This window comes from Amycolatopsis sp. NPDC104819 (assembly GCF_055583145.1).
In genome coordinates, this window is sequence record NZ_JBVJON010000003.1 from 366,191 (window position 1) to 378,080 (window position 11,890).

Annotated in this window: 11 protein-coding genes; 5 read left to right on the top strand and 6 right to left on the bottom strand. The window is 70.4% G+C overall.

Annotated elements, in window-relative coordinates; translation table 11 throughout:
- The first annotated feature begins 183 nt into the window (after positions 1-183).
- On the top strand, positions 184-864 hold the full coding sequence (locus ACZ63E_RS10870) for a hypothetical protein (RefSeq protein WP_465335817.1): 681 nt from the start codon (positions 184-186) through the stop codon (positions 862-864).
- Here ACZ63E_RS10870 and ACZ63E_RS10875 read toward each other — a convergent pair.
- Positions 752-1,078 carry a winged helix-turn-helix transcriptional regulator gene (locus ACZ63E_RS10875; protein WP_465335818.1) on the bottom strand — a complete coding sequence of 109 codons (327 nt, stop codon included), beginning with the start codon at positions 1,076-1,078 and terminating at the stop codon, positions 752-754. The genes ACZ63E_RS10870 and ACZ63E_RS10875 overlap by 113 nt on opposite strands.
- 65 nt (positions 1,079-1,143) lie before the next feature.
- Between ACZ63E_RS10875 and ACZ63E_RS10880 the strand changes: the two genes are divergently transcribed.
- Positions 1,144-1,731 carry an NADPH-dependent F420 reductase gene (locus tag ACZ63E_RS10880; RefSeq protein ID WP_465335819.1) on the top strand — a complete coding sequence of 196 codons (588 nt, stop codon included), beginning with the start codon at positions 1,144-1,146 and terminating at the stop codon, positions 1,729-1,731.
- Positions 1,732-1,733: 2 nt separating this feature from the next.
- Here the strand turns inward: ACZ63E_RS10880 and ACZ63E_RS10885 are convergent, their stop codons facing one another.
- Both ACZ63E_RS10885 and ACZ63E_RS10890 read right to left on the bottom strand, forming a co-directional pair.
- Positions 1,734-1,904, bottom strand: a complete 171-nt coding sequence (locus ACZ63E_RS10885) for a hypothetical protein (protein WP_465335820.1) — start codon at positions 1,902-1,904, stop codon at positions 1,734-1,736.
- 88 nt (positions 1,905-1,992) lie between these two features.
- Positions 1,993-3,039 carry a C45 family autoproteolytic acyltransferase/hydolase gene (locus ACZ63E_RS10890; RefSeq protein ID WP_465335821.1) on the bottom strand — a complete coding sequence of 349 codons (1,047 nt, stop codon included), beginning with the start codon at positions 3,037-3,039 and terminating at the stop codon, positions 1,993-1,995.
- A 228-nt stretch (positions 3,040-3,267) separates the two neighbouring features.
- On the opposite strand from ACZ63E_RS10890, the gene ACZ63E_RS10895 reads away from it, so the two are divergent.
- On the top strand, positions 3,268-3,816 hold the full coding sequence (locus tag ACZ63E_RS10895; RefSeq protein ID WP_465335822.1) for a DUF1062 domain-containing protein: 549 nt from the start codon (positions 3,268-3,270) through the stop codon (positions 3,814-3,816).
- A 21-nt stretch (positions 3,817-3,837) separates the two neighbouring features.
- Here ACZ63E_RS10895 and ACZ63E_RS10900 read toward each other — a convergent pair whose 3' ends face one another.
- Positions 3,838-6,342 carry a DEAD/DEAH box helicase gene (locus ACZ63E_RS10900; RefSeq protein WP_465335823.1) on the bottom strand — a complete coding sequence of 835 codons (2,505 nt, stop codon included), beginning with the start codon at positions 6,340-6,342 and terminating at the stop codon, positions 3,838-3,840.
- A gap of 151 nt (positions 6,343-6,493) precedes the next feature.
- Here ACZ63E_RS10900 and ACZ63E_RS10905 point away from each other — a divergent pair, with 151 nt between their 5' ends.
- Positions 6,494-7,762, top strand: coding sequence for a primosomal protein (locus ACZ63E_RS10905; RefSeq protein WP_465335824.1), 1,269 nt, complete (start codon positions 6,494-6,496; stop codon positions 7,760-7,762).
- Positions 7,763-8,061: 299 nt separating this feature from the next.
- Here the strand turns inward: ACZ63E_RS10905 and ACZ63E_RS10910 are convergent, their stop codons facing one another.
- Positions 8,062-9,264 (bottom strand): MFS transporter, encoded by a 1,203-nt coding sequence (locus tag ACZ63E_RS10910; RefSeq protein WP_465336101.1) that lies wholly within the window; start codon positions 9,262-9,264, stop codon positions 8,062-8,064.
- 89 nt (positions 9,265-9,353) lie between these two features.
- Positions 9,354-10,448: an adenosine deaminase gene (locus tag ACZ63E_RS10915; protein ID WP_465335825.1), complete on the bottom strand. Its 1,095-nt coding sequence runs from the start codon at positions 10,446-10,448 to the stop codon at positions 9,354-9,356.
- A 211-nt stretch (positions 10,449-10,659) separates the two neighbouring features.
- Here ACZ63E_RS10915 and ACZ63E_RS10920 point away from each other — a divergent pair, with 211 nt between their 5' ends.
- Positions 10,660-11,784 (top strand): PA containing protein, encoded by a 1,125-nt coding sequence (locus ACZ63E_RS10920; RefSeq protein ID WP_465335826.1) that lies wholly within the window; start codon positions 10,660-10,662, stop codon positions 11,782-11,784.
- Positions 11,785-11,890 lie beyond the last annotated feature (106 nt).

Consider the following 11,890-nt stretch of genomic DNA (forward strand, 5'->3'; position numbering starts at 1 on the left):
CTTCCAATCACGCGAGATCCGCCGCTGATCACGCGAGTTCCGGGTTCCGGCCCGTACTCCCGTGGCAGTACGGGCGTCGCGGCGCTCTACCCCGGCGGGTGCAGGCGCGACCGGCGCGGCTCCGGGGCAAAACCCGGGTCGGGCCCGATGTGCCCACCGGCCCCGACGGCGAGCCTGGACCGCATGAAAACTTCCCCGCGGTGGCGGCAGGCCGTCGTCTGGCTGCACGTCGTGTCGTCGGTCGCCTGGATGAGCCAGGCCCTCGCCCTCGTTGTGCTGATGTCGCTCGCCCTGACGGACCCGGCCCGCGCCGCCGCCGCGACCGCCATGGCCGACCGGCTCGACTCGACCCTGCTCGCGCCGATGGCAAACGTCTCCGCCTTCACCGGCCTGCTGCTGGCCGGCGCGACCGCCTGGGGCTACTTCCGCCACTGGTGGGTGCTCACGAAGTTCGCCCTGACGCTCATCCAGCTCTACGCCGGGATCTTCCTGCTCTCCCCCGCGCTCCGCGAGTCCGCGGACACGGCCACCGCGAGCTGGCTGCAGGTCGCCGGCGCGTCGCTCATGGCGAGCGCGCTTTCCTTCCAGGCGTGGCTTTCGGTCGCGAAGCCGGGTAAGAAGACGCCGTGGGCGCCGGCCGGGAAGCAGCCGGCCGCGCCGACCTGGGTGTTCGTCGCCGGGGTCGTCGTGTCCGTGGTCGACGTCGTCGACGGGCTTCTGCTCGGCTACCCGCTGCCCGCGTTGTCCCTGGTCATGCTGATCGTGCTGCTCGGTCTTGAGCGGCGACGACGGCATCGCCGTGCTCCGCGGCCCAGCGCCCGAAGCCCTCGATCGGCGCCAGCAGCGTCTCCCCCAGCGGCGTAAGCGCGTACGCGCCTTCGCGGCGCTCGACGAGCCCGTCGAACTCCAGGCGTCGCAGGGTTTCCGTGAGCACCTTCGCGCTGATTCCGCCGATCGTGCGACGCAGTTCGCCGTGCCGCGCCGGGCCACCCCGCAGCGCCCACACCACCACCGGGTTCCACGTGTTGGCCATCAGGTCGAACGCGAGCCGCGTCCGGCAGTCGGCGAGGAAGTCCATGGTTACCGTTCGGTTCCTTCCCGGGTTCCTACCGTCGTGCTGGTAGCCAACCACAAGGAGGACACATGCGGATCGGGATCTTCGGCACCGGCGGGATGGCGGCGGCGCTCGGCACGCACTGGGCGCGCGCGGGCCACGAGCTGCTGGTGAGCGGCCGTAGCCCCGACGCGCTCGCGAAGCAGCTAGACGCGCGAAGCGGAACCTGGCGCGAAGTCGCTTCGCAGGCCGAAGTGCTGCTGCTCGCCGTCCCCGCCGACGCCGTCTTCGAGGTGCTCGCCGCCGCGGGTCCCCTGCCCGGCCGGGTCCTGGTCGACTGCACCAACCAGCCCGGCGCGGACGGCGGCCCGCCGCCGGGCACCCCGGTCGCCGCGCGCATCGCGGCCGCCGCGCCGGACGCACACGTGGTCAAGGCGTTCAACCTGGCGTCCGTCGACGTCTGGCGGAAGCCACCCCGGACGCTCACGGTCCCGCTCTGCGGCGACGACCCGGCGGCGCTCGACGCGGTGAGCACGCTGGTCCGGGACGTCGGCTGCACCCCGGTCCACGGCGGCGGCCTGGACCGCGCCGCCCTGCTGGAGGCGACGGCGGCGTTCGCCATCGGCCTGTGGTTCGCGGGCGAAGACGCGCAGCAGATCCTGGCGCCGGCAGGCTGAGCTCAGCAGCACGCCTTGTAGGCGCCCGCGACGATGCTCGGGGCCATGCCGTACTCGGTCGCCGAGGCGTCCGGGCCCATGGACGCGAGTGCGGTGGTGGCCGGCGCCGCCCCGGCGGCCCCCAGCACCGCCGCGACGAAGATCCCGGCCACGACACGCTTGAGGTTGATCATGGGTTCCCTCCCCTGTGGACTGACACCAACCTAGCGACGCCCACTCGGTCGCGAGGGAATTTGACCGCTTCCGGCCAGCGGCCGGACGTCAAGCCCTGACGGCGTCGACGTCGCCCGCCGTCAGGGAAGCCGCCTGGGCTCGCAGGGGCTTGCCGCCGTGGGGAACCACGGTCACCTCACCCGTCGCCAGGTCCGTCACCATCGTGCTCAACGTCATCAGCTCGTCCCCGCCGGTCGCGTCGCGGAAGACGCCGCCGGTCAACGTCTCCGTGAGCCACGCCGCGTCCGGTGTGGACGGCGCGAGGTGCGCACACACCTCCGCGCGGCGCAGGCTCTCCTCCGGCGCGGTGTCCAAATGGGGCGGGAGCTGCCGGAAGTGGTTGGTGTGCCAGGAAAGTCCACTCGCGACAGTCATCACCGCCGTCTCGGTCCCGGCCTTCTCGACGACCGTGACGCCCGGCTCGCCGATCCGGCCCATCGTGTAGGCGAACCCGCCCGCCGACGAGCAGCGGCGCAGCAGCGACACGGCCTCGGGCAGGTTCGCCGCCCGCTGCGCCGAGCGCGCCACGAAGTGCCGTCCCGCGCGCGGCCCCGGCGCGACGACACCTACGCTGTCGATCCCCCACACCAGCCCGTGCGAAGTGAGCGTGAACGTGTTGGCCGGCAGGAACCCCGGACACCACCAGACGCACACGCCGGGCTCGCCGTCGACCAGCAGCGTGAGCAGCCGCCCGAGGCCGTCGAACACCGGGAGGCCGTCCTCGTTGTGGCCGAGCAGCGAAGGCGCGCCGACCCACGCGAGGTCGGTGCAGCCGGTCCCGTCGCCGGTGCCCAGGTCGCCGCGGAGGTTGGCGAGCAACAGGTCGTCGAACGGCACTCCGGCGCCCTCGGCGAGCGCCGTCAGCTCGGCGTAGGCGTCCGGGTGGTCCACCTGGGACGCCGATTCGACCGCCCGGAACAGCACCGGCGACCGCCGGGCCCGCGCGGCGACCGGCCAGCCGGCCAGTCCGGCGAGGACGGTCCGGATGTCCGCGGCCGCGTGCTCGCCCAGCGCCCGGAAAGCGGCTTCCCGGGGACCCCGGACGATCGTCCAGCGCACGTCGCCGATCCGGTGCTCTTCGACCTTGGCCGCCATGCGCTCACGATGACTGAGCAGTCAGGAAAAGGCAACGGGCCCGCCGGAAAACGAGTGGAACGGCGCCACCGCCTGCGGTTACCGTGCCGACGAACCGAATCGCCTGGTCAAGGACGTGCCGTTGTACACCTCGTGAGACCTCCCCGAGCGCTGATCTGACGCGCGTCGCGCTTGCCGCGCCGCGCCGCTTCTTGCTGCGGACTTCTCACGAGAACGGGTGTCCTTGTCATGCTCGAAAACTGGGTGGTCGTCCCCACCCGCCTGCCGCTCGTCGTCCGGTCCTGCCACGCGTGCGCGGCCGACCGCTTCCGGACGAGCGGCAAGTTCCGCGTCAACGCCCACCACAAACGGCTCGACGCCTGGCTCCTCGCGCTCTGCACCACCTGCGGGGAAACCACGAAGCTCACGGTCCTGGACCGGGCCAACGTCCGGTCCGTCCGGCCCGAGCTGCTCGACCGGCTGCACACCAACGACCCGGCCCTGGCGGCCGAACTGCTCGCAGATCCGGTCCTGCGGCGTCGCAACCGCGTTACGCTCGACTGGGACCGCGCCTGGCGCCTCGATACCGGCTGGCCCGCTCTCCCGGACCGCGACGTGATCGACGTTTCGGTCCGCTTCGCGGCACGGATCCCGATCCGGCCGGTGCGGCTGATCGCCGAAGGGTGCGAGCTGCCGCGGGCCGAGGTCGAACGCCTGGTCGCCGAAGGGAGGCTCGTCGCGGCGGTCCGGCTGACCGGCCGGCTCACCGGCGACTTCACCTTCACGCTCAAGCGGTGAGCTGCCGGCGGAGCCGGGGACCTAGTGCGCGCCGACCTCGGTCACGCGCACCACGGCCACCCCGGCTTCGTCGGACGCCGCCAGGTCGACCTCCGCGCTGATGCCCCAGTCGTGGTCGCCGGCCGGGTCGTCGAAGATCTGCCGCACCTTCCAGACGTCCGGCTGCTGCTCGATCATCAGCAGCGCCGGGCCGCGCGCGTCCGGGCCGGTGCCCAGCGTGTCGTACTCCTCGAAGTAGTCCTCGATCGCTTCCTGCCACGCCTCGGCGTCCCAGCCGGACTCCGCGTCCAGCTCGCCGAGCGGGAACCACGCCCGGCGCCCGAACAGCTCGACCCGGCGGAACAGCTCGTTGCGGACCAGGACCCGGAAGGCACGCTCGTTGCGCGTGACGGCCGGCGGTTCGGACGGCGGCCGCGTCGACACCGGGCCTTCTTCGTCCGGGTGACGCAGGGCCTCCCACTCGTCGAGGAGGCTGGAGTCGACCTGCCGGACCAGCTCGCCGAGCCACTCGATGAGGTCCTGCAGCGGCTCGGTCTTGGCCTCGTCCGGGACCGTGTGGCGCAGCGCGTCGTAGACGTCCGCGAGGTAGCGCAGCACCAGCCCTTCCGAGCGGGCGAGCTGGTAGAAGCCGATGTACTCGACGAAGTTCATCGCGCGCTCGTACATGTCGCGCACGACCGACTTCGGGGACAGCTCGTAGTCGTCGACCCACGGGTGGCCCTGCCGGTAGCTGTGGAACGCGCCCTGCAGCAGCTCCTCCAGCGGCTTCGGGTAGGTGATGTTCTCGAGCAGCTCCATCCGCTCGTCGTACTCGATGCCCTCGGCCTTCATCGCGTTGACGGCCTCGCCGCGCGCCTTGAACTGCTGCTGCGACAGCACCGGCCGCGGGTTGTCCACAGTGGATTCCACAGTGGACACAACGTCGAGCGGGTAGCTCGGCGACTCCAGCTCGAACAGCTCGATCGCGGCCAGCGCGAACGGCGAAAGCGGCTGGTTGAGCGCGAAGTCGAACTGCAGGTCGACCGTCAGCCGGACGATCCGGCCCTGCTCGTCCGGCTCCGGCAGCCGCTCGACGACACCGGCGGCCAGCAGCGCGCGGTAGATCGCGATGGCGCGCAGGATCAGCTTGCGCTGGGACGCGCGGTCCTCGTGGTTGTCCTCCAGGAGGTGCCGCATCGAGTCGAACGCGTTGCCCGGGCGCGAGATCACGTTCAGCAGCATCGAGTGGGTGACCTTGAAACTGGAGGTCAGCGGCTCGGGGTCGGCCGCGATCAGCCGGTCGAACGTGCTCTCGGTCCAGTTGACGAAGCCCTCCGGCGCCTTCTTCCGGACGATCTTCTTTTTCTTCTTCGGGTCGTCGCCCGCCTTCTCCAGCGCCTTGGCGTTCTCGACGACGTGGTCGGGCGCCTGGACGACGACGTAACCGTCGGTGTCGTAGCCCGCGCGCCCGGCGCGGCCGGCGATCTGGTGGAACTCGCGCGCCTTGAGGTGGCGCTGGCGGACGCCGTCGTACTTCGTCAGGGCGGAGAAGACCACTGTCCTGATTGGTACGTTGATGCCGACGCCGAGCGTGTCCGTCCCGCAGATCACCTTGAGCAGGCCCGACTGGGCCAAGGTCTCGACCAGGCGGCGGTACTTCGGCAGCATGCCGGCGTGGTGGACGCCGATGCCGTGGCGGACCAGCCGCGAGAGCGTCTTGCCGAAGCCCGCGGAGAACCGGAAGTCGCCGATCAGCTCGGCGATCGCCTCCTTCTCGGCCTTGGTCGTGACGTTGATGCTCATCAGCGTCTGGGCGCGTTCGATGGCCGCGGCCTGCGAGAAGTGCACGACGTAGACCGGCGCCTGGCCGCCGTTGAGCAGCTCGGACATCGTCTCGTGCAACGGCGTGAGCGCGTACCGGAAGGTCAGCGGCACTGGGCGCTGCGCCGACGTCACGACGGCGGTCGGCTTGCCGGTGCGGCGCGTGAGGTCCTTCTCGAAGAAGGACACGTCGCCCAGCGTCGCCGACATCAGGACGAACTGGGCCTTCGGCAGCTCGAGGATCGGCACCTGCCACGCCCAGCCACGGTCGGGCTCGGAGTAGAAGTGGAACTCGTCGGCCACGACCTGCCCGACCGGGGCGTCCGCACCGAACCGTAACGCGATGTTCGCCAGGATTTCCGCGGTGCAGCAGATGATCGGGGCGTCCGGGTTGACGCTCGAGTCGCCGGTCATCATCCCGACGTTGTCGGCCCCGAAGATCTCGATGAGCTGGAAGAACTTCTCCGACACGAGCGCCTTGATGGGCGCGGTGTAGTAGCTGCGGCGGCCCTGGGCGAGCGCGGTGAAGTGCGCGCCGACGGCGACGAGGCTCTTCCCGGAGCCGGTCGGCGTCGAGAGGATGACGTTCGATCCGGAGACGACCTCCATCACCGCCTCCTCCTGCGCCGGGTACAGCTCGATGCCCCGATCGGCCGTCCAGGTCGTGAACGCTTCGAACAGAGCGTCGGGGTCGGGATCCGCAGGCAGGAGGTCTGTGAGAGTCATCAGACGTCCATCGTGCCATCCGCTCGTCGCAAAGTCGGCAGGGGCAATCGCGTCGCGCGTGGTAAACCCGTAGGCTTCGCGGTACCGCGCATCGACCGGGGGATACTTTCGGTCTCGCGCGCACACGGGCGGTAATCCGGAGGGCTTAGGAATGGCACAGGACATCATCCCGATCGAACTCGGCCTGCCGCAGGGAGACGTCGTCACCCTGTGGGCGCCGCGCTGGCGGGAAGACGGCGAGGAGTGGGAAGCGTTCCTCGGCGACGAGGACGACCTGTACGCCTTCCCGGACGCCGCGCACTTGGCCGCCTTCGTCCGCACGTCCGAGCGCCACGACCTGCTGGACCACCCGGCCTGGGACGCCGTGCCGTCGCTGAACGTGCCGGAGCTGATCCCGGACGAGGACCACACGTACGACCTCGTCGGCGTGCCCGAGCTCGTCGCCGAAGAGCCGGACATGTGGCACATCGCGGAGCTGGCCGAGATCGTCGGCATCGTCCGCTCGCTCGCCGACGTCTGCGACCTCGAAGAGGTCCACGAGATCCTCGACTCGACCGAGGGCTTCTCGCTGCTCGACCAGGGCACGCTCCCGTTCACCGGGAGCGTCGGCGTCCAGGTCTGGAACGATCTGTCCGAGACGGTGTCGACGAAGTGGGACACCGTGCTCGACGCGATCGACGGCCTGGTGACCGCGCCCGACGTCGACGAGAAGGTGCTGGAGCAGACCGCCGAGGAGCTGGCGGCGTTCCACGAAGAGTCCGCCGAGGCCGAGGCCGGCGCCGAGGGTGAAGAGGACCTCGAGGCGATCGACTCCGTCTCCGATTCCGACTCCGACGAGGACGAAGAAGAGGACGAGGGCCCGGTCGGGTTCTGGGCCGAGGTCGGCATCGACCCGATCAAGATCATCACGTCCGGCGCGGAGTACTACACGCTGCGCTGCTACCTCGACGACGCACCGGTGTTCCTCGGCAGCGAGGGCGAGATCGACGTCTTCACGTCGGAGAAGGCCCTGGCGCGCGCCCTGGCCGACGGCAAGGACCTGGCCGACACCGACCTCGCCGACGTGTCCACGTGGGACGAGGTCCTGGCGAAGGCCACGGCCGGCGAGCTCGAGGTCGAGGTCGACGCCGAGAACACGTACGTGCTGACCGGCCTCGACGCCGACATCGCGGAGGGCCCGGAGGCGATCGACCCGACGCAGCTGGAGCTGGCGGTCGAGCTGATCACGGACGCGGCCGAGTGGGCAGGCGACGACTCTGCCGAGACGGCCCTGGCGGGCAACGAGAGCCTGGGCTGGCTGGTGTCGTTCGTCCTCCGCCCGGACCCGACGCGCCTCGAGCCGTCCGCGCCGTTCGACGCGGAGCAGAGCGCGTGGCGGAAGCTCGTGGAAACGTTCGAGAACCGCCTGACGGTGGCTTGAGTTTCTGACGAAGGCCGTCTCCCGGTGGTTGGGGAGGCGGCCTTCGTCGTGTCGTCCCCCCAATCACGCGTGTCGTCCATCCAGGCACGCGTGTCGTCCGTTCAGGCGCGCGCGGAACGCCGAACTCGCGTGACTGGACGCGCATCTCGCGTGATCGGGAGCGTAACTCGCGTGATCAGCGGGGCATCTCGCGTGATTGAGAGGGCATCACGCGTGATTGGAGGGTCGACTCGCGTGATTGAGGGGACGACACGCGTACCCAGGCGGACGACACGCGTACCGGGACGGACGACACGGGGTCAGTCGCGGGGTTCGGCGCGGACCGGGACCACCAGCACCGCCAAAGCCGGGAACACCGCGGCCACGCAGAAGGCCAACGCGTACCTGCTGTCGCCGATCACCAGGCCCAGCAGGGGCGGGGTCAGCGAGGCCGCGATGTTCTGGCCCGTGTTCTGCGTCCCCATCGCGCGGCCGGACCACGCGAGCCCGGCCAGCTCGGCCGACGCCGTGAAGCCGAGGCCGTTGTCGGCGACCGTCACCACGCCCGCCAGGGCCAAGGCCAGCAACACCAGCCACGGCCAGGAAGCGTCCCCCAGCGCGACCAGCAGCATCACCAGGCAGCTCAGAACCGCCAGCTGCCGCATCGGGCGCAGGCGGCTGCCCACCCGGTCCGACCACCACCCCGATCCGAGCCGGCCCGCCGCGCCCAGCACCTGCACCACCGCCAGGTACCAGCCCGCCGACAGCGGGCTCCAGTGCTGCACCGCCACCAGGTACACCGGCGCGAACGCCGACACCGCGAACTGCGGCACCACCAGCAGCGCGCTCGCGCCGTGCACCCGCCACAGCGTCGCGTGCCGGTACGGCGAAGGCGGCTTGACACCGCCAGCCGCCCGAGGCGGCCGAGGCGGGTCGGTCACGAGCCAAGCCACCAGCAGCGCGACGCCGATCGCCAGCCCGGCCGGCAGCAGCACCGCCGCGCGGAAGCCGAAGTGCGCCGCCAGGGGCGGCAGCCCGAGCGCCGCGACGCCGACGCCGAGCGGCTGGGCCGTCTGGCGGATCCCCATCGCGACGCCGCGCTCGGACTTCGCGAACCAGCCCATGACCACCCGGCCGCTCGCCGCGTTCACCGACGCCGTACACGCTCCGGCCGCCAAGAACACACCAAAGAGCAGCCCGACCGGGTGACTTCCTATCCCGGCGTACACCAGGAGTAACCCCGAGGCCCCCAGTCCGAGGGCCATGATCAGGCGCTCTCCGTAACGGTCCGCAGCCGCGCCCCACGCGATCAGCGTGAACAGCAGGCCGATGCTCGGCGCCGCGACGACCGTCCCGGCCTCGGCCAGCGTCAGCCCTTCGGCGGCTCGCATGGCCGGGACCAGGAACGGGATGCCGTAGAGGAACGAGCAGCTCGCGGTCTGCGCGGCGAGGCCGAGCGCGAGGATGAGCCACCGCCGTGAACTCGCCTGCACCCCGACCGAACCGTCCGCGACCTGCGCCATCTTCGTCACCGTCTCAATATATGAGAACAACATCCTATATGGTGAACGATAGTTGGCATGGCTAAGGACCGCAAGCACCCCGAGGAGCCTCAGCTCAGCGCGGCGTACCCGGGCTTGATGACGTCGTCGATCAGCGAGAGCCGGGCGTCGAAATCGATGAACGCGGATTTCATCGCGTTGATCGTGAACCACCGGAAGTCGTCGAGGCCGTACCCGAAGGTCTCGTGCAGCGCGGCGAATTCGCTGGTCATCGTGCATCCGCTCATCAGCCGGTTGTCGGTGTTCACCGTCACCCGGAAGCGCAGCCGCTTGAGCAGGCCGATCGGGTGCTCGGCGATCGAGCGGACCGTGCCTGTTTGGACGTTCGACGTCGGGCAGATCTCCAGGGGGATCCGGCGGTCGCGGACATACGCGGCCAACCGTCCAAGGTGGACCGTGCCGTCCGCGTCGGTCTTGATGTCCTCGGCGATCCGCACGCCGTGCCCGAGCCGCTCGGCGCCGCAGTGCTGAATCGCCTCCCAAATGGACGGCAGCCCGAACGCTTCGCCGGCGTGAATGGTGAAATGCGCATTGTTCTGGCGCAAATACTCGAAAGCGTCGAGATTGCGGGTCGGCGGGAATCCGTCCTCGGGTCCGGCGATGTCGAAGCCGACGACGCCGGCGTCCCGGTAGCGGACGGCCAGGTTCGCGATCTCGAGGGCCCTGGCGTGCTGGCGCATCGCGCAGAGCAACGTCCCGACGCGGATCGAACCGCCGTTCGCGACCACGCGCCGTGTGCCCTCCGTGAACCCAGCCTGGACGGCCTCGACCACCGCATCGAGTGACAGACCGCGTTCGACGAACAACTCCGGTGCGTAGCGCACCTCGGCGTAGACGACGCCGTCGGCGGCCAGGTCCTCGACCGCTTCCGCGGCGACCCTGACCAGGGATTCCTCCGTTTGCATCACTCCGCAGGTGTGCGCGAACGTCTCGAGGTAGGACACGAGTGAGCCGGAGTCGGCCGCTCGGCGGAACCAGCTGCCCAGCTCGGCCGGGTCGGTGGTGGGCAGACCGGCATAACCGGTGGCTTCGGCGAGCTCGGCGACGGTGGCGGGGCGCAGGCCGCCGTCGAGGTGGTCGTGCAGCAGCACCTTGGGCGCGCGGCGGAGGGTCTCGGCGGTCGGAACAGGGCTTTCGTCAGGCATCCCCCAACGGTAACCTCGTTGTCATTCCCCTACATGGCCGTAACTCTCAGCCTCGGGCTAACCCTCAGCGTCGAGGATCGGTAGCGAATCGGCCATCCGGGGGCAGCCTCCGCAATACGCACTTCACGGGGGCCATACGCACAGCAATTTCGCAATCGTTAAGCTTCGTGGCACGTCCCTCCATTTCCCCGCCGACGAAGGACACACAGCAGTGACCACTGACAACCACATTGCCGCCCCGTCCTTCGACCGGATGCGCAACATGCTGGTGCGCGCGGCCGAAGTGCGTGAGAGCGAGCAGCAGCAGATCTTCGACGCGCTCGACGACATCTACGCCCGCCTCGCGCCGGTGGACTCGCTGGGCGCGGTCCGCAAGCGGCTCTCCGAGCTCCCCGACCGCACCGAGGTCGGCGTGCTGGCCGAGCGCCTCGACGAGACGATGTCCCGGCTCGAGGCCCAGGACAACGCCCTCTCGGCGCTGACCCGCGCGGTCGAAAGCATCGTCGACAAGCTGGCCAAGCCGTTCGCGCAGCTCGACGGCAGGCTCGACGGCATGGCCGCGCGCCTCGAGGGCGTCGGCGGCCGGATGGACGGGCTCGAGGACAAGCTCCAGAACATCCACCGCCGGCTCGACGAGCTGGGCGGCCACCTCGACAAGCAGGACGGGAAGCTCGACTCGATCCCGGCGTCGGTGCACGGCCCGGTCCGCGAGCGGATCGAGCAGGCCGAGGCGTCGCTGCGCGAGCGTGTCGACCACGCCGACCACGAGCTGCGCGGCAAGGTCGACGAGCTCAGCCGCTCCACCCACGAGCGGCTCGGCGAGCTGGACCGCGTCACGCAGGAGCGGATCGGCGCGAACACCGAGGCGCTCAAGACGGCGCTGACCGAGACCGGCGAGATGATCGACGCCTCGGACCGCCTGGAGAAGCTGGGCGGCCGCCTCGAGACGGTCACCACCCGCCTCGACGACCTCGCTTCCCGCCTCGACAAGGTCGAGGACGGCTTCCTCTCCGGCATCGGCGACCTCGACGGCGCGCTCAAGGCCGGGCTGTCCAAGGTCGAGGGCACGCTGGCCAAGCAGCCGGACTCCGAGTCGGTGGACTCGCTGGTCCGCAAGAGCAACGACGAGAGCGTCCGCCGCATCGGCGGCCAGCTCGACGAGGCGATGGCGACGTTCGCGGAGCTGATGCTCGGCGGCGGCCCGGCCGTCCAGCAGATCTCGCCGCCGCCCCCGGCCCCGCGCCAGCCGCGTCGCAGCTCGCGCAACGGCCGCGCCCCGAAGGCGGCCGACGCCAAGGCCAAGCCGGGCGAAGGCGCCGAAGAGGCCACGGAGTAACCCAGCCACGGAAAGAGGCCTCTGCCGGGATTCCGGCAGAGGCCTCTTTCCGTTCTGGAGCGAGAACTCCGGCTCGCTTTCACGTGAAAGCTCGGGCCCCAGGTGG

What these genes read in the sequence shown, in the direction of transcription:
- ACZ63E_RS10880 (WP_465335819.1), top strand. Translation starts at nt 1,144, where the DNA reads ATGCGGATCGGGATCTTCGGCACCGGCGGGATGGCGGCGGCGCTCGGC.
- ACZ63E_RS10910 (WP_465336101.1), bottom strand. Translation starts at nt 9,264, where the DNA reads ATGGCGCAGGTCGCGGACGGTTCGGTCGGGGTGCAGGCGAGTTCACGG.
- ACZ63E_RS10900 (WP_465335823.1), bottom strand. Translation starts at nt 6,342, where the DNA reads ATGACTCTCACAGACCTCCTGCCTGCGGATCCCGACCCCGACGCTCTG.
- ACZ63E_RS10885 (WP_465335820.1), bottom strand. Translation starts at nt 1,904, where the DNA reads ATGATCAACCTCAAGCGTGTCGTGGCCGGGATCTTCGTCGCGGCGGTG.
- ACZ63E_RS10890 (WP_465335821.1), bottom strand. Translation starts at nt 3,039, where the DNA reads ATGGCGGCCAAGGTCGAAGAGCACCGGATCGGCGACGTGCGCTGGACG.
- ACZ63E_RS10915 (WP_465335825.1), bottom strand. Translation starts at nt 10,448, where the DNA reads ATGCCTGACGAAAGCCCTGTTCCGACCGCCGAGACCCTCCGCCGCGCG.
- ACZ63E_RS10905 (WP_465335824.1), top strand. Translation starts at nt 6,494, where the DNA reads ATGGCACAGGACATCATCCCGATCGAACTCGGCCTGCCGCAGGGAGAC.
- ACZ63E_RS10875 (WP_465335818.1), bottom strand. Translation starts at nt 1,078, where the DNA reads ATGGACTTCCTCGCCGACTGCCGGACGCGGCTCGCGTTCGACCTGATG.
- ACZ63E_RS10870 (WP_465335817.1), top strand. Translation starts at nt 184, where the DNA reads ATGAAAACTTCCCCGCGGTGGCGGCAGGCCGTCGTCTGGCTGCACGTC.
- ACZ63E_RS10895 (WP_465335822.1), top strand. Translation starts at nt 3,268, where the DNA reads ATGCTCGAAAACTGGGTGGTCGTCCCCACCCGCCTGCCGCTCGTCGTC.